At 65.0% G+C, this 17,839-nt stretch carries 14 protein-coding genes and 1 pseudogene; 4 read left to right on the forward strand and 11 right to left on the reverse strand.

Annotation, left to right across the window (positions count from 1 at the left end; genetic code table 11):
• The first annotated feature begins 159 nt into the window (after positions 1–159).
• Together C2U47_RS12600 and C2U47_RS12605 are read left to right on the forward strand one after the other, a co-directional pair.
• The gene (locus C2U47_RS12600; RefSeq protein WP_103243810.1) at positions 160–585 is read left to right on the forward strand and encodes a hypothetical protein; all 426 of its coding nucleotides are present in this window, start codon (positions 160–162) and stop codon (positions 583–585) included.
• A 23-nt stretch (positions 586–608) separates the two neighbouring features.
• Positions 609–1,223: a superoxide dismutase gene (locus tag C2U47_RS12605; RefSeq protein WP_103261959.1), complete on the forward strand. Its 615-nt coding sequence runs from the start codon at positions 609–611 to the stop codon at positions 1,221–1,223.
• Positions 1,224–1,276: 53 nt separating this feature from the next.
• Here the strand turns inward: C2U47_RS12605 and C2U47_RS12610 are convergent, their stop codons facing one another.
• The 8 genes and pseudogenes from C2U47_RS12610 to C2U47_RS12645 all read right to left on the reverse strand — a co-directional run bounded on the left by C2U47_RS12610 (position 1,277) and on the right by C2U47_RS12645 (position 12,324).
• On the reverse strand, positions 1,277–2,194 hold the full coding sequence (locus C2U47_RS12610) for a SanA/YdcF family protein (protein WP_043154021.1): 918 nt from the start codon (positions 2,192–2,194) through the stop codon (positions 1,277–1,279).
• 156 nt (positions 2,195–2,350) lie between these two features.
• Positions 2,351–5,098, reverse strand: coding sequence for a collagenase (locus tag C2U47_RS12615; RefSeq protein WP_043154018.1), 2,748 nt, complete (start codon positions 5,096–5,098; stop codon positions 2,351–2,353).
• A 176-nt stretch (positions 5,099–5,274) separates the two neighbouring features.
• A pseudogene (gene menE / locus C2U47_RS12620) lies at positions 5,275–6,674 on the reverse strand (o-succinylbenzoate--CoA ligase).
• Between the two features lie 3 nt (positions 6,675–6,677).
• Positions 6,678–7,607, reverse strand: coding sequence for an o-succinylbenzoate synthase (gene menC / locus C2U47_RS12625; RefSeq protein ID WP_043154014.1), 930 nt, complete (start codon positions 7,605–7,607; stop codon positions 6,678–6,680).
• A complete protein-coding gene (gene menB, locus C2U47_RS12630) occupies positions 7,607–8,467 on the reverse strand; it encodes a 1,4-dihydroxy-2-naphthoyl-CoA synthase (RefSeq protein ID WP_039039779.1) in 861 nt (286 codons plus the stop codon). Before menB ends, menC begins: the two co-directional genes overlap by 1 nt.
• On the reverse strand, positions 8,460–9,224 hold the full coding sequence (gene menH / locus C2U47_RS12635; RefSeq protein WP_043154011.1) for a 2-succinyl-6-hydroxy-2,4-cyclohexadiene-1-carboxylate synthase: 765 nt from the start codon (positions 9,222–9,224) through the stop codon (positions 8,460–8,462). Before menH ends, menB begins: the two co-directional genes overlap by 8 nt.
• Entirely contained in the window at positions 9,214–10,959 is a 1,746-nt protein-coding gene (menD, locus tag C2U47_RS12640) for a 2-succinyl-5-enolpyruvyl-6-hydroxy-3-cyclohexene-1-carboxylic-acid synthase (protein WP_043154009.1), read from the reverse strand. The genes menH and menD overlap by 11 nt, the downstream gene beginning before the upstream one ends.
• Positions 10,960–10,992: 33 nt before the next feature.
• Positions 10,993–12,324, reverse strand: a complete 1,332-nt coding sequence (locus C2U47_RS12645; RefSeq protein WP_043154006.1) for an isochorismate synthase — start codon at positions 12,322–12,324, stop codon at positions 10,993–10,995.
• Positions 12,325–12,534: 210 nt separating this feature from the next.
• On the opposite strand from C2U47_RS12645, the gene C2U47_RS12650 reads away from it, so the two are divergent.
• Positions 12,535–13,440: a 1,4-dihydroxy-2-naphthoate polyprenyltransferase gene (locus C2U47_RS12650; RefSeq protein WP_043154004.1), complete on the forward strand. Its 906-nt coding sequence runs from the start codon at positions 12,535–12,537 to the stop codon at positions 13,438–13,440.
• 203 nt (positions 13,441–13,643) lie between these two features.
• Here C2U47_RS12650 and C2U47_RS12655 read toward each other — a convergent pair whose 3' ends face one another.
• Positions 13,644–15,038, reverse strand: a complete 1,395-nt coding sequence (locus C2U47_RS12655) for a PepSY-associated TM helix domain-containing protein (RefSeq protein ID WP_043154002.1) — start codon at positions 15,036–15,038, stop codon at positions 13,644–13,646.
• Positions 15,039–15,323: 285 nt separating this feature from the next.
• Between C2U47_RS12655 and C2U47_RS12660 the strand changes: the two genes are divergently transcribed.
• Complete coding sequence (locus C2U47_RS12660) at positions 15,324–15,716, forward strand: hypothetical protein (protein WP_200164893.1); 393 nt, start codon at positions 15,324–15,326, stop codon at positions 15,714–15,716.
• 9 nt (positions 15,717–15,725) lie between these two features.
• On the opposite strand, the gene C2U47_RS12665 is transcribed toward C2U47_RS12660, so the two are convergent.
• Both C2U47_RS12665 and dbpA read right to left on the reverse strand, forming a co-directional pair.
• On the reverse strand, positions 15,726–16,016 hold the full coding sequence (locus tag C2U47_RS12665) for a YkgJ family cysteine cluster protein (RefSeq protein WP_039039772.1): 291 nt from the start codon (positions 16,014–16,016) through the stop codon (positions 15,726–15,728).
• Positions 16,017–16,101: 85 nt separating this feature from the next.
• Positions 16,102–17,481 (reverse strand): ATP-dependent RNA helicase DbpA, encoded by a 1,380-nt coding sequence (gene dbpA / locus C2U47_RS12670; RefSeq protein WP_039039771.1) that lies wholly within the window; start codon positions 17,479–17,481, stop codon positions 16,102–16,104.
• Between the last annotated feature and the right edge of the window lie 358 nt (positions 17,482–17,839).

The raw sequence follows: 17,839 nt of genomic DNA on the forward strand, positions 1-17,839 counted from the left end.
AGAAAAACCCTACCCATATGGGCAAAAAAGGCGGCACCAACTATTCCTTGTGTCTGCCCATCAAATAAGTTAAATAATAATTATTATCATTTGAGTGGTCGAGTCATGACGGGAACCTGGGTGAAGGGGTGGGTCGGTACCACCGGAGCGGACAGCAGCATGGCGCACTGGAAGGCACAGACCCTGAGTGGCAACCGCCATTTCGATGCGGGGGAGTACGCCAGGGCGCTCGACTGCTATCAACAGGCGCTGTGGCTTGCCCGCCAGCAGTTTGCCGACTGGCACGATGCCGACGAAGCGGTGGCGGCCCTGGTGGTGGCCCATCACAACCTGGCGGATCTGCTGGTGGCCATGACCCTGCCGGATAGGGCCGCCGACCTGCTGTGTCACATCCATGATTGCCTGCTGGCCACCAGCCAGTCCCCCACCAGTTCCGCTGCCCTGCGGGAGGCGGCTGTTCGCCACGCCCGCAGCACCCGTACCGAGCTGCTCGCCTTTCTGGGCAAACACGGTCATCACGACGGCATCCAGCGCAGCCTGGGTCAATGTCTGTGTCAGACCGTCTCTGCCCATCAACTGCATTGAGCCCAACAGGAGAGACAATGAACATGAGCCATACCTTGCCAGCCCTTCCTTACGCTTATGACGCGCTGGAACCCCATATCGATGCAAAGACCATGGAGATCCATCACAGCCGTCACCATCAGACCTACATCACCAACCTCAATGCCGCCCTGGCCGATCTGCCGGAGCTGGCTGCCCTGCCGCTGGAGGCATTGCTTGCCCGTATCGACAGCCTGCCGGCCCAGGTTCAGGGGGCGGTGCGCAATCACGGCGGCGGTCACGCCAACCACAGCCTGTTCTGGCAGGTGATGAGTCCACAGGGCGGCGGCGAGCCGGACGGCGAGCTGGCCGCGGCGATGGAGCGGGATCTGGGTGGGCTGGAGGCCTTCAAGCAGGCCTTTACCCAGGCGGCGTTGAGCCGTTTTGGCAGCGGCTGGGCCTGGCTGGTGGTCGATGGGCGCGGCAAGTTGCAGGTGGTGAGCAGCGCGAACCAGGACAGCCCCCTGATGGAGGGGCTCACCCCGATACTCGGGCTGGATGTGTGGGAGCACGCCTACTACCTCAAGTACCAGAACAAGCGTCCCGACTACATAGCCGCGTTTTACAACGTGATCGACTGGGATGAGGTGGCACGGCGTTACGTGGCGGCAAGGGCCTGATCGCCGGAAATACCGAGCCCAATAAAAGAGACCCGCCTGTTGGCGGGTCTCTGCTATTGAGGGGTCGGCGCGCTGCTGGCAGCCGGATTATCCACGGGTGTTGCTTCGCTCGGCACGGCTGCGCTGGTGGCCGGGGCACCGCTGGTTGCAGCCGCTGCACTGGTGGCTGTTGCAGCGCTCACGGCCGTTGCCTGCTTGGCCTTCGGCTGATGAGGGGGCGGTGCAATGGGCAGGCAGGGCTGGCTCGCCCCTATGGTGCTCAACGCCTGGCAGGGGACCGGGCCGCCGATGACGATGGGCTCGCCGAGGAACTTGGGCCCCTTGTCCAGCACGTAGAGGTCCAGCAGCCCCATCAGGCGGGCGAACACCTCGCGCACCCGGGTCTTGATGCCCTGATAGGCGCTGGGATCCACGGCGTTGAAGCCGACCGCCTCGATGCCGAAATGGCGGGCGATGAAGATGGCGCGCTCGTTGTGAAAGGCCTGGGAGACCACGGTGAAGTGGGCCTGACCGAACACCTCCTTGGCACGCACGATGGAATCCAGGGTCCGAAACCCTGCGTAGTCGCTGTAGATGGCGCTGGCCGGGATGCCGGCCTGGATCAGGGCCCGCCGCATCTGGCGCGGTTCGTTGTACTGCACGGTGGCGTTGTCGCCGGAGACCAGGATGTAGTCCACCTTGCCGTTGTTGTAGAGCTCGGCGGCGGCCTTGATCCGGTATTTGAAGTAGTGGTTCGGGCTGCCGCCAATCAGGTATTTGGAGGTGCCGAGCACCAGGGCGACCCGGTTGTAGGGCACCGCATTGACGTCGTCGTAGGTGTAGTGACGGGCGTCCGAGACGGTCCACTCGCTGTAGCCAAGCAGGGCGGCGATGGAGGCCAGCAACAGGCAGAGGCAGGCGAGCAGGATCTTGGCAAACTTCTTCATGCGCGGTGCGGTTCGGGTCTGAAGTAAGAGAAGACAGGGGGCCATTCTATTACAAGTTGTTGTGGCGCGTCAGGTTTGATGGCGGCGCAGGGGCTCACTCGGGCAGAGGTTGTCGCAGCGCGCGCCAGGATCCCGGGCTTATCAAACGGCGCCATAAACAAGGGGCGGCCATGGCCGCCCCTTGTCATAGTCGTCTCGTCCTCAGTGGGAGGAGTCGTTGGCCTTGCACTCGTCGGAGTCCTTGTTGGCTTCCCACCAGGGCAGCAGCTCGCGGCCGAGCCACTGCTGGTAGGCCTCGCTGTCATTGGCAATCAGCTGGTCCAGCTCGGCTTCGAAGGCACTCATGGCCTGCTGCTGATCCGGGTTGCGCAGGGCCTGGGCCATGGCCAGCCAGCTGGCGCCGCGACCGGTCTCGTTCAGGAAGCGGTGTACCGTGTAGGACCAGGAGTAGACCATCTCGCCGCCCTTGTCGTAATCCAGATGCAGGATGTCGGCCAGGGCCGGACGATCGCTGGCCGGACGGCCGGCGACGTTGTCCAGACCGCGGGCGAAGCACTGGCCGTGGGCGATGAACTCCGCCAGCCCTTCCGACCACCAGGTGGTGCGGTTGAGCGGGTAGTGGCCGAAGCTGCCGTACTGGTTGAAGCGGCCGTCCAGGTAGTGCACGTACTCGTGGCGCAGGTTCCACACCTGGAACGCTGGGCGCTTCCACTCCGCCTCGTAGGCGAAGAAGCGGGCCTGGTTGCCGGGGCGCGCCGGATCCCCTTCGAGGTAGATGCCGCCGTTGTCGGTGGAGACGCCGCCGAACAGGGCACTGCCGTAGCGTTTCCAGTCGGCGGAGGAGTTGAAGACCACCAGTTCCAGCGCCTCGTTGTGATCATCCGCCACCGGCTGCCAGCCGGTCTCCATCTGCTGGTGGAACTGCTGCTCTTCGGCACCCAGTTCACGGCAGATCCCCTCGGCCTGAGCCATGGTCAGATCCTGGGCCCGCAGGCGCAGGGTCGGCGAGCAGGTATGCTCGAACGGCAGCACGTCCTCCACCCGGACAGGGGTGCAGAGCCCGGCGAAGTCACCGCTGATGCAGGCTTCGCTGGTGCGGTCCGTGTAGGTCAGGTAGTAGGTGGAGAGGGTCAGCGACATGTCTTCCAGCAGGTCCTGACTCTGCTGGCCACCGGGGATCAGGTCGTGGTGGCGAACCAGTGCGATGACGGAGTCATCCAGCAGCTTGCGGTAGCCGTCGAGCTCGTCCGGGCGGGTATAGCGGGCGACCCGGTAGAGACGGGTGTAGGCATCCAGCACGTTGTTGAGCAGGAACAGATCGGCACCATCCCTTCCTTGCCACAACGCGAGTTCGCTCATGCCGAGGGCGTGCAGCTGCTTGCGCAGCTCGCCATCCTGCTGGCGGAAGTCGTTGGCGAAGGGGTCGCTGTAGTCGCTGGCGAAGTCGAGGAAGTTGAGCAGATCGAACAGACCGGTCGCCCAGGCGTGCTGACCATTGATCTCGCTGGCATGACGGGTGCTGTAGGCCAGCATCTGGTTGAACTCGCCGAGCAGGGTGCCAAAGCGGCTCTGCACTGCCGGGCTCTTGAACTGACCGTGCAGAGCGATGCTCCAGGCTCCCATGACGGCGCCTACTTCGTCGCTGGCCTGCTCCGGGAAGAGCAGCGGATGGGCACCGAGTGCCGTCAATGCCTCGGCCAGCGCCTCGGCAGCAGCCGGGCCGTCTTCCTTGTGCTTGCCGTAGTTGTGGTAGTTGTGGGCACGCACGTATTCCAGCAGCAGCTTCATGGCCGGATGAGCCGGCTGATTGGCCGCCAGCAGGCTCTGGATGCCGCGGGACACGGCCAGCAGCTTGGTGTCATCGTGACCATAGTTCTCCTGCCAGACCGGTGCGGGCTGGCCACTGGCATCCTGCACTATCTTGGCTGCGTCGGCGTCCAGCAGCTCGGTGCCAGGCAGATCCGGCTCGGAGCAGGCGCGGCCGTCGGCACGGCGACAGTCGAGCTGCTCTTCCTTGCTGGCCAGCACGATGGGGCGGTTGAGCACCCGGCTCTCCTGCCACTCGGTTGTTTCCGGCAGGGTCTGCCATTCGCTGCCCCCCACCGGGTATTGATAGCCGGTGTCCTTCAAGACCACCTGCACTTCGCTGCCAGCGGGCAGGGTTTGACGGCACACCCGGTAGCTGATGGTCTTGTCCCCTTCCTGACGCGTCTGGGGTTCATCGCACTCCTGTTGGGCCTTGATCTCGTCCAGCAACCAGGTGTACTGGCGCCAGACGTGCAGCTCGCTCACCTGCTTGGCGGCCTGGCTGCCCGCGATGGGCTGCAGGCGGAAGAAGATCTGCTCGAGGCGACCATCCCGTTCATTGGGGGTCTCTTCCAGCACCTTCAATTGCTGCCAGTTTTGCGGCTGGTACTGCCATGCCTGCTCGGCGCAGCGACCTTCGGCGTTGAGCTCACAGCGATCCAGCTCCTGCTCGCTGTGACCCAGGATGACCCGCTCAGCCAACGGCAGACGATCCTGACGCGGCGCGGTCGGGGTGCCCGCCAGCGGCTCCCAGCGGCCCTGCTTCATGCCGTAGCCATAGTCATAGCTGCTGGCCGGGACGGCCTTGCCGGCCGGTACCACCTCTTCACAGCTGAGGTAGCGGATCTGCCAGCCCTGCTCGATCTTGAGCTTCGGCTCGCCGCACTGCTGCTCTGCCAGCGCAGCCAGGTTGGCATCGCGCCAGTCGAAGCGGCGATACACCCTCAACTGCTGATAAGGGGCGTCGCCGCTGCGGGCGCTCAGTTCAAAGGTCACTTCGGTGAGACGATCCCCCAGCTGACGGCTGGATTCGCCTTTGAGTTGATACTGTTGCCAGTCGGAGGGGGAGTAGTTGGCCAGCGCCGAAGTGGCGAGCAGGCCTGGGGCTGCCAGGAGCAGCAGCCGGGGAGAGAGGTGCTTCATCATGATCCCTTTGGTGGATGGAGAGGCGTGGGGACCAGAGAGGTTATTGGGCTCCAAAGGAATATCAATTGGCCAGATGGCGCAGCGAAATGATGCATTCGGGAGCAAACAACATAAAAACAGCCCCAAAGGGGGCCGTGTTGATAGCAAGGACTCCGCCCCATATGGGGGAGGCGTCACTCCTCTTGTCGCAAGCTGCGGGCGAGCAGGGTGCGGGAGGGTTTCAGATTGCCGCCGAGATCCGGCCAGGGATGCCACTGGTCCGGCACCATAAAGCCAGGTAACGACAGCCTGATCCAGGCGGCCAGCTCGGCAGGGGGGACTGGTTCGCCGTGCCAGTCGATGAAGGCGGCGGGCCTATGCCCCCACTCGTCGCTTGGCACCGGCACCACCAGGGCCTGGGCCACGGCGGGGTGATCCACCAGCCGCTGTTCTATGGTCTCGGGCTGGATGTTCTCCCCTCCCGAGATGAAGAGGTTGTCGAGCCGCCCCTCCACCACCAGATCGCCCCCGGAGTGAGGCGGCCCTTGTCCCGGGTGTGGAACCAGCCCTCTTCATCGAGGGGGCGCACCAGCTCGCCCTCCCTGAAGTAGCCGGCAAACAGGGTCTCACCGCGCACGCAGATCTCCCCCTGGCGGATGCAGACCTCCCGCCCCGGCAGCGGGCGACCCACCACGCCGGCGGCGCAGGGTTGCCCGGTGCAGACCTGGCTGCCCATCTCGGAGAGGCCATAGCTCACCTTGGGCTCCAGCCCCAGGGCGGTCAGCCGGTTGACCAGGGGCGCCGGGATGGCGGCGCCCCCGAGCAGCAGCTCTCGCACCCGGGTGCGGGATGGGTCGAACCCCTGTGCCAGCAGGCGCCAGAGCTGGGTCGGCACCAGCGAGAGGTGGGTGATGGGCTGATCCTCGAGCCGCGCCTTGAGGGGCCGGGTGCGATCGTCCAGCACCAGGGCGGCTCCCGCCAGGAAGACCCGGAACAGGATGGCGTAACCGCCGACGTGAAACAGTGGCAGGGAGAGCAGCCAGCCGCAGGCTTCGTCCAGGGGGATCAGGGTGGCGGAACCCCGGGCCGAGGCCAGGTGGTTGGCGAGGCGGTGGACCACCGCCTTGGGGGTACCGCTGGATCCCGAGGTGAGGATCATGTTGTTCGGCTGGTCGGGTACCAGCGGGGACTCCCCATCTGCGGCCAGCTCGCCCGTGAAGTCGAGGCTGAGGGCTTGCCAGTCGCCCGCCGGGATCTCGCCTGCCGACCAGAATGCCCGGGCCTCGAGCTGGCTCGCCAGTATGCTGTGTCTGGTTGCCGGAAAGGCGGGATTGAGGGGGCAGAAGACGATGCCGCTGCGCACGCAGGCCCAGGCCAGCAACACATCCTCCAGGGCGCCGCGCACCACGGCGGCGAGATGATCTCCCCGTTCCAGCCCGGCCCGGGCGAGCTGATTGCACAGGCTGTTGAGGCGCAGGTCGAGGCGCTGGTAGCTAAGAGGCTCCCCGCTGTGGATGGCAATGCGATGAGGGGCCAGTGTCGCCCAGCGTCGTACCGGGCAGGTTTCCTGCCGTGGGATCTGACGGGTCACCATGGGTCAGTCACGGTGAAACAGGGGGTCCATCCTGCCCGGATCGGGTTGCCCCTGCTTGTCCAGCAGATCCCTGGCCAGCCAGCGGCGGGTATCGAGGCCAGGGGCCTGATCCGGCGCCCACTCCCCCGCGAGACGGGCGAGCTGGCCGAGGCCGAGACCGGACTCGAAACAGGAGGAGACGATCACCTTGAGCTTCAGTTCGCGAGCGCGGGCCACCAGGGCTTCGCTGTTGGCCAGGGCGCCGAGCAGGGTCGGCTTGAGCACCAGGGCGCGTAGTTGCGGGATGGGCTCCCAGGGCTTGCCCTGGGCCAGCAGTTCGTCCAGCGCCACCGGCATGCCGGTGCGGCTGGCGACGAAGGCGATGTCCTCGAAGTCGGCGCACAGATCTTCGAGGTATTCGATGCGATTCGGATCCAGGTGGCCGCAGAAGGCCCAGGCCTCCTCGCGGGTCCAGCCCTGGTTGGCGTCCAGGACCAGTTTGAGATTGGGGCGCCGATCGAGCAGCAGCCGGATCAGCGCCAGCTCGTCGCGCATGGGGTAGCGGGCTACCTTCAGCTTGGCCTTGAGGGGGGTCTCGTGCAGCCACTGCTTCCAGTTCTTGAGCAGCTCCTGGGGGGAGCCCTGGATCAGCGGATAGGGCTCGGGCAGGGGGGCACCCTGCTCGGGCCAGCTACGACGGGCGCAGTCGAGCCCGAACTGCACCGAGGGCAGCTGTGGTGTCGGGGTCTGTCCCCGCGCCAGCTGCGCCAGACAGTCGAGGGCCTCGGCCTGGGCGTCGGCCAGGGTCTCTGTGGAAAATCCTGGCAGGGGGGCTATCTCCCCCCAGCCATCATCGATGCGTACCAGCAGGCCCTCGCGCGCTACCTGCAACTGACCATGAAAGGCCAGGGGCTGGGTAAAGGGCAGTTGGTAGCGGTAGAGGGCGAGTGTCATCAGGGATTCCGCTTGTATTTGGAGAAGTCGGGACGGCGTTTCTCGTTGAATGCGTTGCGCCCTTCCTGACCCTCTTCGGTCATGTAGAACAGCATGGTGGCATTGCCTGCCAGCTCCTGCAAACCGGCCTGGCCGTCGCAGTCGGCGTTGAGGGCCGCCTTCAGGCAGCGCAGGGCCATGGGGCTGTGTTGCAGCATCTCGCGGCACCAGCGCACGGTTTCACGCTCCAGCTCGGCCAGGGGCACGACGGTGTTGACCAGCCCCATGTCGAGGGCCTGTTTGGCGTCGTAGAGGCGGCAGAGGAACCAGATCTCCCGAGCCTTCTTCTGGCCGACGATGCGGGCCATGTAGGAGGCGCCCCAGCCGCCGTCGAAGGAGCCCACCTTGGGGCCGGTCTGGCCGAACTGGGCGTTGTCGGCGGCGATGGTCAGGTCGCACATCATGTGCAGCACGTGGCCGCCACCGACGGCGTAGCCAGCCACCATGGCCACCACGGGTTTGGGGCAGGTACGGATGTCACGCTGGAAGTCGAGCACGTTGAGGTGATGGGTGCCTTCATCGTCCTTGTAGCCACCGTAGTCGCCGCGGATCTTCTGGTCGCCGCCGGCGCAGAAGGCCTTCTCGCCAAAGCCGGTGAGGATGATGGAGCCGACCTTGTCGTCGTAGCGGGCATCGGCCAGGGCTTGCAGCATCTCTTTCACGGTGCGGGGGCGGAAGGCGTTGCGCACCTGGGGACGGTTGATGGTGATCTTGGCAATGCCCTCTGGGGACTTGTGATAGAGGATGTCCTCGTAACCGGCGGAGCAGTCGTGCCACTCGACAGGGGCATAGAGCTCGGCTTCCGTCATTGCTTCAATCATGGATCTTCTCTTCTGGTTGGTGAGCCCACTCCCGCAGGAGCCGGGCAAAGGTATCGGGCTGGCTTGTGTGCAGATTGTGTCCGCCATCCAGAGCCAAGTGTTTGATATTGCAGCCTTGCTTTACCAACTGGCAAGCGAGGGCATGGAATTTGTGATCCCGGTTGCCTGAGATCCACTGCACCGGCAGCCGGGTATCCCGAAGCCAGGGGGCGAGATCCGGCTGCCGCCCCAGGGACGTGGCCCTCAGCATGGCGGCCACGGCCTTGCCGTCGTTGCCAAGGCGGCGTGCGGCCTGGCGGGTGCGGGCATCGTCGTCCAGGTCGGCGAAGACGCCCTGGCGGTACCAGTCGGCAAGCACCCAGGTCAGGGGCTCGCACTCGAAACGCCGGGCCCAGGCTTCATCGTGAGCGATGCGGGCCGGACGTTCACCGGCAGGCAGCCCGGGGTGGCAGTTCTCCAGCAGCAGGGCCTGCAACCCCGCCGGGGTGTGGCTGGCGTGATGAAGCGCGAGCCGCCCCCCCAGCGAATACCCCACCAGCCGGTAGTGGGCGATATCCCGTGCGGCCAGCTCGGCGCAGAGCCAGCGATGGGCCTCGTCAAAGCCGCTCACCCGCAGTGCCCGGTTGCGGCCGTGGCCCGGCAGATCCAGGGCATGGCACGGGACGCCGGGCAGGGCCTGGATAACAGGTCGCCAGTCGTCGGCGTCCCCCAGCAGGCCGTGCAGCAGCACCAGTGGTACGGCGGGATCAGAGACCACGGATAGCGGCTCCCAGTGCCTTGAGATCCTCGGCGACTTCACTGCTCGGTACCTTGATTTCAATCAGGGTTACCCCGTTTTTCAGGGCTGCGGCATAGTCCTGCTCAAATGCGTCGAGGGTGGTGGGGGCCCGGTAGTGCAGGCCGAACATGGCGGCGGCGTGCTCGAAGTGCAGGCCGTGGGGCAGGCAGTAGTAGGTCTCCAGCAGGGCGTCCTGGGTGGGCACAGGCAGCATGCGGAAGATGCTGCCGCCGTCGTTGTTGAGCAGGATCACCACCAGGGGGCGGCTCCCCTTGCCGAGCAGCGCCAGGCTGTTGAGGTCGTGCAGGGCGCTGAGATCCCCGAGCAGCAGGGTGGTGGGCTCGCGACTGTCAGGCGGGACCGACTGTGCGAAGCCGTATGCGGTGGCGATAAGGCCATCGATGCCGGAGGCGCCGCGGTTGGTCATCACCCGGCTGGGGCCCTTGCCCACCTCGCCCAGCATGTCCATCAGCCGGGCCGGCATGCTGTTGCCGACGAACAACTGACCCTGGATGAGCTGATTCAGGCGGTGGCACACCCCGAGCTCCGAGAAGCGATCACAGGCGGTGCGGATCTGCTGGCTGATAGCCTGCTGGCGCGCGGCCAACTGGTGCCAGGGCTGCTGCGAATGGGGGATTGGATGGGTAGCCGCAAAGGCGGCGGGGTCGCACACCAGGCGACGGCGCAGCCGGTAGTCGGGGTCGAGGCGTGCCGGCTGCGGGTCCACCAGCCAGTAATCCTGCCAGGGGTGTTGTTTGATGAACTGGCCGAGGCGCTTGGAGATGAGGCGGGCGCCGAATTGCAGCAGTACCTCGGCGCGGGCCAGCTCGGCCACGAAGTCGCTGTGTTGCAGGGCGAGATCCGTGTGGACGAGGTTGCGATCATCGAAGCGGATCTGGCTTTGCAGATCCGCCAGCAGGGGCCAGCCGAGGCGGTCGGCCAGCTCGGCCACCGCCTTGCCTTGCACCGGATCCTGGATGCGTCCGGCGACGATGACACCGCGCTTGCCCTTCAGCTCCTCCCAGTCCGGCTGGGCGGGGCAGCCCGGCTCGCCCGCCAGCCAGGGGCTCCAGGGCTTGGCCGAGTGCAGCCAGTCGCCGAGAGGCGCCAGGTAGTCGGCAAAGTCCAGATAGTGGTCGCCGGGGTAGAGGGGCTCGGGGTACATGCAGTTGAAGTGCACCGGCCCCGGGGTGTGCGCCTGTCGGGCCAGGGCCTGATCCACCGAGCTCAGCACGAAGGCCGCCGGAATGGTGGGAGTGGGGCTCGGCAGATTTTGCTGATAGACGGGGTAGCGACCGAAGATCCCCGGCTGATCGATGGCCTGGTTGGCCCCGTTGTCGATGAGCTCGGGTGGCCTGTCGGCAGAGAGAATGATGAGCGGGACCCCGGTGAGCTGGGCTTCCGCCACCGCGGGCCAGAGGTTGGCCACCGCGGTGCCCGAGGTCATGATGACCGCCACCGGGCGGCCGCTCCCCTTGGCCAGCCCCAGCGCCATGAAGCCCAGACCCCGCTCGTCGAAGTGCAGGTGGCGGCGAAAGCCCGGGTGGGCTGCGGCGGCCATGGTGAGCGGCGCCGAGCGGGATCCGGAGGCCAGGGCGATGTCACGCACGCCGAGGCGAAAGAGCTCTTCCAGCAAGAGGGAGGACCAGACATGGTTGAAGGTGGCGTGATGGCTGGCAAAGGCGTGATGCGCGGACACGTGGCTGGCGGACATGAAGCTCTCGCAGTGAGGAGTCGGTAAGAAACGCTATCCCAGCAGGGAGAGCACGTTGGCGATCTTGTTGTCGAGTTCGGCCCACTCGGCGGCGGGCTCCGATCCCGCCACTATGCCGGCACCGGCGAACAGGCTGATGCGCGGGCCCCTGATCCGGGCGCTGCGAATGGCGACGGAGAACTCCGAGGTCTCCCGGCTCAGCATGCCACAGGCACCGGCATACCAGCCGCGATCATGGGGCTCGCATTCACGGATGAAGGCGAGCGCCGCCTCGCGGGGGGCGCCCCCCACGGCGGGGGTGGGGTGCAGGGCAGCCAGCAGTTGCCAGTCGCAGACGCCGGGTTTGAGCTCGGCCTCGATGTCGCACTTGAGGTGTTGCAGCAGCCGCAATTTCAGAATGCGCGGCTCTGTCAGGGTGGCATCGGTCGTGAGGGGGGCCAGGCGGCTGAGAATGTCGGCGTGAACCAGCCGGTTCTCCAGCCGGTTCTTGCTGTCGGCCAGCAGCTCGGCGGCCAGGGCCGCGTCGGTCGCCTCATCCCCGGAACGGCGAATGGTGCCTGCCAGCGCCTCGGTAAAGAGGTGGCCCTTCTCCCGGCGGTAGAGGCGCTCGGGGGAGCAGGAGATGAAGCTCTGCTCGGGGGAGAACTGGAAGCCGAAGTGGAAGCACTCCTGGGCGTGGCGAGCCCACTGTGTCAGCAGGGACCAGGGGCAGAGGGGCGCATCGTGCGCCTCGCTCTGGAGCAGGCTCTCCCGGGACAGTACCACCTTGGGGGTGCGGGCCTGGAAGTCGGGGGCCGTGACCTGCTCCACCAGGGTCTGCCACTGGGCAGGGCCCGGCAGGTCCTGGCGCTGCCATGGCCGCTTTTGCAGGGCGGGCAGGGGGGCCTCGGGTTGCAGGGCATCGAGCGCCGCCTCGGCGGCGCAGAGTTCGGCTTCGAATGCGTGACCCTCTTCCCGGGCAGGCAGCCAGAGATTGAGGCAGAGGCTGGTGCACTCCCCCCGGCGTACCAGTTCGATGCGGGGCAGCACGAAGCGGCAGGGGCCAAAACCCTGCCAGCCGGGCAGATCCGGGTCGAACGCCAGACCGCCGTAGTAGCGAGGGCTGTCTTCACTGGCCGTGCCGGCAAGGTCGCAGACCCGCTGGATATCCTCCGGCCGGGTCAGTTCGTGGATGGCGCCAAGCGCCACGTACTCCGGGCTCTGTTGCCCTCTGGCGTGCCAATAGATGCGGGGGTAGAGCGTCTGGGCCGCCAACCAGCCGGGAAAGACGTCGACGTGAGCGGCCACGCGCAGTCGCACGAAACCGCTGACAGTGCTGTGACGCAGGGCGTCCAGTTGTTGCTTGAGGTGGGTCTGAGCCAACATGGATGTCTAGTCTGAGCCGGATAATCGCGATCGCTCCGGGGGAGGATGGCGCAGGTTGATGCCAAAGGGCGACGATTTCCTATATATTATCTGCCCATTCGTCCATGTAAATTGCCCGGGGGAGCCGACGCCCCCGCGCAGCCAAGTATACCTAAATCCGGTTCGATAACCCTTAACACGATCAATATCTGATTGTTTGGCCATCACAATATGACAAATACCTTCTCTGTTTGGTTGCTGGCGGCGCGTTTGCGAACACTGCCCCTGGCGTGCTCCTCCATCTTGCTGGGCTCGGGGCTGGCAGCCAGCCGGGGAGCGTTTGACGGCACCATCATGGGGCTCTCCCTGCTGACCGCCATCCTGCTGCAAATTCTCTCCAATCTGGCCAACGACTATGGCGATGCGGTCTCCGGAGCCGACAACGGGGAGCGGATCGGTCCCCAGCGCGCCGTGGTTTCCGGCCTCATCACCCGGCACCAGATGTGTGTGGCCATGGGGCTGACCGCCCTGGCGGCCGTGGTGAGCGGCCTCTCCCTGCTGGTCTGCGCCTTCGGGGAGGCGTGGCAGCAGATCCTGACGTTCATCCTGCTGGGGGGAGCGGCCATCGTCGCGGCCATCACCTACACGGTGGGCAAGAGCCCCTACGGCTATCGCGGCTTCGGGGACATCTCGGTGTTCCTGTTCTTCGGCCTGCTGGGGGTGCTCGGCTCCTACTACCTCTTCACCCATAGCCTGGAGTGGGACCTGTTGCTGCCCGCCACCGCCTGCGGCCTGCTGGCGACTGCCGTGCTCAACATCAACAACGTGCGGGACATCGAGACCGATGCCGCCAGCGGCAAGATCACCCTGGCGGTGCGCCTTGGCCGCAACCGTGCCATCGCCTATCACTGGGTCTTGCTGGGGGCGGCGCTGCTGGCGACCATCGCCTTCCTGCTGACTCAGCCTGCGAGCCTCTGGCCCTGGATCTTCCTGCCCGCCATGAAGCCCCTCACCGATGCCGCCTGCACCCTGCGAGAGAGTTTCGATGGCGAGGTGCTGACCGGCGCCCTCAAGAAGACCGCCATCAGCGCATTTCTGTTCAGCCTGCTGCTCTCTGCCGGGCTGGCGCTCACCTGAGGCCGACGCGTTTGGCAATGAAAAGGGCTCCCGAACGGGAGCCCTTTTTGCTGATGTGTCGATGCGTTGTTGTTTCATCAGACCGATGTGATGATCGCCAGGGGAGGAGCATGCCGCCAGGCGAAGGATGGTGCCAGGTGATGCAGACGACGAGGGCCCCCGACAGGGAGCCCTCGTGTGCATGAGGCGTGCTTGCCCCTGGATCAACTTGCCTGGGCCACGGCCGTGCGGCGAGAGAAGAAGAGACTGTCCAGCAGCCAGATGACGACCATGGAGGCCCCCACCAGCGGGAAGCAGATCCCGAGCACGACCAGCACCGCGATGGCACCGCCCATGGGAGGCAGCTTGGCGGGCAGGGGCGGGGCGGCGAGGCGACCACTGGGACGGCGGCTCCACCAGATCCAGAGCCCGCTCACCGAGCTTGCCAGAATCATCAGGCAGATGAGCAGCATGACGAGCTGGTGCGGCCAGCCGTAGAGCTTGCCCATGTGCAGCATGACGCCGGTTTCCACCGTCTTGGCGACCGGGCCGTAATCCTGCCAGCGCACGTCGACCAGCACCTTGCCGCTGTATTGGTCGATGTGCAGGGTGGCGTCGTTGCGGGGATCATCGGCAAAGATGGCGATGGTATAGACGCCGGTTTCACCGACCGGGGGGGTGATGCTGTAACCCGGGCTGACCCCACGCTCGCTGGCGATGTCGACCACCTGTTGCAGCGGAATGCGATGGCTGGCCATGACCATGCCCTCGTGTCCGCCGCCATGGGTCATGGCGCTGTGATCATGGCTCTCTGCCGTGGGTTGGGAGCTCGGCATGGGCAGGGTCTCGGCCCCCCAGGAGACGGTCTGTTCGTGAGCCTGGTTGAGGCTGCGGGTGAGGGGGGCCGACTTGGGCACCTCGTTCCACATGGCCGCAGGGAAGCGGTTCCAGACGTCGGCGAACTGGCCGCCCCAGAAACCGGTCCAGGTCATGCCCGTCAGCAGCAGCAGCAGCAGGAAACCTGCGCCCCAGAAGCCGACCACGGCGTGCAGATCACGCCACCAGAGACGGCCGCGCTGGTGCATTCTCGGCCAGAGGATGCCTCCCACACCCGGTCCCTTGCGGGGCCACCAGAGATAGAGTCCGCTGACGAGGAGCACGATTCCCCAGCCTGCGGCCAGCTCGATCAGGCGATCACCCGTGGTGCCAAGCATCAGCTCCGCATGGAGAGCACGCGCCACCGCCTGCAGGTTCCACTTGTTGTCCATGGTGCCGAGCAGGGCGCCGTTCGCGGGATCCATGAAGAGGGTCAGCTCCTGCCCTTCACGCATCACGACTATCTGGGCGCTCGCGTCCGCTGCCACCGGGGGCAGGTATTTGCGCAGGCTGGCGTCCGGCATGGCGATGGTTGCCTTGGCCAGCAGCTGGTCGGCACTCAGGGTCTGGGTGGCGGGCGTCACCTTCATCAGCTGGGGGTAGAGCAGGTTGTCCAGCTGCGGCTTGAACAGGTAGACGATGCCGGTGAGGGAGAGCAGGATCAGGAAGGGGGCGACGAAGAGACCAGCATAGAAATGCCAGCGCCAGATCCGTTGGTAATAACTTGCGTCTTGTTGCTTCATCGTTGTTCCCTGGGTGAACGCCAAAAGGTTTCAGTAGGTGGAATGTTTTGAGTGGCGCGGATAATAGCAGCAACGTTTTGTTAACTGCAACAGAACATGTCGAAGAAATGTACATTCCGCCACCGGGGTAAAAACGGGGGTTGAATGGAGCTTTCCGTTCACAATGCGGGGAGCTTCATGGACTTTTCGGGGATAAATTCTTACTTTGTGGCAACACAGGGCATATCAGCCGCAGCGAAGGACTCAAGGCAGGAGGTGAACGTGCAAGCACACGGCCATTTTGAGATGCAGCGACAAGGGCAACTGCTGATCTGTCGGCCGAGCGGCCCTTTCAACCTGGCAGGCGCCATGGCCTATGAGGGCAAGTTCAGCCAGCAGATAAGCCGTTTGCAGGGAGCCCCCTGGGGCATCGTCGAGGTCGCGACCGAGTTCGAGGCCGCCGGCCCCGAGGTGCTGGCCCGTTTTCGTCGCCAGTTCAACTGGTGCGCCACCCATGGCTGCGCCTTTCTGGCGGTGGTCATGATCGGGGATTTCAAACGTTATCTGGCGGATCACGTCTTCAGCGAGCTTCCCTTTCAGGAGGTGCGCTATTTCGAGGAGGAAGCACAGGCCATCCACTGGCTGACACAGCGCCTCGAGGGGCTGCAAGGCAAGGAGATCCACGTCAGCACGGGTTGAACTTCCCGTTCATTCTAGCCTGATGAACCACTTGTCCCGCTCGTCGAGGCAGTCGGGCTCCCCCATCTCGAATTCACGGCAGATAAGCGGCCGCACCTCGTAGATGCGACACATCATGGTGTTGCGGTCGAGGGCGGCGCACCAGCCATCTTCCAGTCTGTGCATCACGGGCACTTCTCCTTCCCGTTCCTCGATATAGCGGTCCGGCACGCCGGTGTCGGTGAAGAGCATCACCTCGAGGCGGCAGCAGCAGGCTTCGCAGTTCTGGCAGCTCACATCGCTCTGGATTGCTTGGGTCATGTCACCTGTCTTGCCGCATGGCGGCGAATGATATGAAACAGGCGCCTGTCAGGCGCCTGTGGTCTGGCCGGGCGTGTGAAATACCTTAGCCCAGTTTGCGGGCACGGTAGCTGCGCCCCTTGATCTTGCCTTCCTGCAACCGCTTGAGGGCGGCGCTCGCCACCTGGCGCTTCACCGCCACGTAGGAGTACTGCTCGGAAATCTGGATTTTGCCCACATCGGCCCCGGCAATGCCGCCTTCGCCGGTCAGGGCGCCGAGGATGTCACCGGCACGCACCTTGCTCTTGCGGCCCGCATCGATGGAGAGGGTCACCATCTGCGGCGCGATCGGCTTGATGTCGCGGCCGATCCCGGCCAGGTCGCCCTGGGGAATGGGGGCCTGCTGGTACTCCTCGATGAAGTTGACGCGCTGGGCCTCGTTCGGCTGGTAGAGGCTCAGGGCCAGGCCCTGCTGGCCGGCGCGGCCGGTACGGCCGATGCGGTGCACATGCACCTCGGGGTCGTAGGTGAGCTCGTAGTTGATGACGGCGCCCAGCTCCTTGATGTCGAGGCCGCGGGCCGCCACGTCGGTGGCGACCAGTATGGTGGCGCTGCCGTTGGCGAAGCGCACCAGCACCTGATCCCGCTCACGCTGCTCCAGATCGCCATTCAGCGCCAGCGCCGAGAAGCCCTTGGCGGCCAGGTGATCAGCCACGTCGTTGCAGGCGCGCTTGGTGTTGCAGAACACCACGCAGGAGCCCGGTTGGTAGTGGCTGAGCAGCCAGGTGAGGGCATCGAGGCGCTGGCCGGCCGGCACTTCATACAGCTTCTGTTCGATGGCGCTCTCTTCATGCAGGGACTCCACGCTCACCTCCACCGGGTTGCGTTGCACGCCGCGGCTCATCTGGGCGATCCCTTCCGGATAGGTGGCGGAGAACAGCAGGGTCTGGCGATCCCGCGGGGCGTGGCTGATGACGCGGTTGATGTCTTCGCCAAAGCCCATGTCCAGCATGCGATCCGCTTCGTCCAGCACCAGCGTCTTGAGGTCGTCGAGCTCAAGGGTGCCCTGCTCCAGGTGCTTGAGGATCCGGCCCGGGGTGCCGACGGCGATGTGGGCGCCAAATCCCAGGGTGGCGGATTGCGGTGCGGTCGGGGTGCCGCCGCACAGGGTCACCAGCTTGACGTTGGGCAGGGTGCGGGCAAGACGGCGGATCTCGGTGGCCACCTGATCCGCCAGCTCGCGGGTCGGACAGAGCACCAGCGCCTGCACGGCCAGCCGGTTGACGTCCAGCTTGGCCAGCAGACCCAGGCCGAAGGCCGCGGTCTTGCCGCTGCCGGTTTTCGCCTTGGCGATCAAATCTTTGCCGTCGAGCACCAGGGGCAGGCTCTGGGCCTGGATCGGGGTCATCTGCAGATAGCCCAGGCTGGCGAGGTTGTCCTGCAGGGCGGAGGAGAGGTTCAGGCTGCTAAATTCGCTGTTGTTCACAAAAGGACTCTATGTCGGAAAATCAGAAATGGGGGTGCGCGGTGCGCAAGGGGGCGCATCATACCAGAATGTGCCGCCGGATGCGGTGAATATTTGAACGGTTGGTGTCATGGGTTGCCGATGGAGGCTTCTGTCTGCGTTGGCGGGCTTGCGGTATGTAAAAAGAGCACAATGGAACAGGGTGGTCATGGCCAGATCATGATGAATGGCGAGAAAACGTTTTTAATTAAACATGTCCTGGTGATGATAAGTCATCGGAGGATGCCATATGGGATATAGCCGTTATGAAATATATATACGAATGAGGAATAAAATTAATGAAATAGCATAACTTATTGTTTTTGATTTATTTTTAAGC

The organism is Aeromonas sp. ASNIH7, assembly GCF_002903485.1.
GTDB classification, from domain to species: domain Bacteria; phylum Pseudomonadota; class Gammaproteobacteria; order Enterobacterales; family Aeromonadaceae; genus Aeromonas; species Aeromonas caviae.

Bases quoted from the DNA above. Each gene is read 5' to 3' on its own strand.
- menB (WP_039039779.1), bottom strand. From the start codon at position 8,467: ATGATTGAAGCAATGACGGAAGCCGAGCTCTATGCCCCTGTCGAGTGG.
- C2U47_RS12660 (WP_200164893.1), top strand. From the start codon at position 15,324: ATGCAGCGACAAGGGCAACTGCTGATCTGTCGGCCGAGCGGCCCTTTC.
- C2U47_RS12650 (WP_043154004.1), top strand. From the start codon at position 12,535: ATGACAAATACCTTCTCTGTTTGGTTGCTGGCGGCGCGTTTGCGAACA.
- menC (WP_043154014.1), bottom strand. From the start codon at position 7,607: ATGACACTCGCCCTCTACCGCTACCAACTGCCCTTTACCCAGCCCCTG.
- menD (WP_043154009.1), bottom strand. From the start codon at position 10,959: ATGTCCGCCAGCCACGTGTCCGCGCATCACGCCTTTGCCAGCCATCAC.
- C2U47_RS12645 (WP_043154006.1), bottom strand. From the start codon at position 12,324: ATGTTGGCTCAGACCCACCTCAAGCAACAACTGGACGCCCTGCGTCAC.
- C2U47_RS12605 (WP_103261959.1), top strand. From the start codon at position 609: ATGAGCCATACCTTGCCAGCCCTTCCTTACGCTTATGACGCGCTGGAA.
- C2U47_RS12615 (WP_043154018.1), bottom strand. From the start codon at position 5,098: ATGAAGCACCTCTCTCCCCGGCTGCTGCTCCTGGCAGCCCCAGGCCTG.
- C2U47_RS12655 (WP_043154002.1), bottom strand. From the start codon at position 15,038: ATGAAGCAACAAGACGCAAGTTATTACCAACGGATCTGGCGCTGGCAT.
- C2U47_RS12610 (WP_043154021.1), bottom strand. From the start codon at position 2,194: ATGGCCCCCTGTCTTCTCTTACTTCAGACCCGAACCGCACCGCGCATG.
- C2U47_RS12600 (WP_103243810.1), top strand. From the start codon at position 160: ATGGCGCACTGGAAGGCACAGACCCTGAGTGGCAACCGCCATTTCGAT.
- C2U47_RS12665 (WP_039039772.1), bottom strand. From the start codon at position 16,016: ATGACCCAAGCAATCCAGAGCGATGTGAGCTGCCAGAACTGCGAAGCC.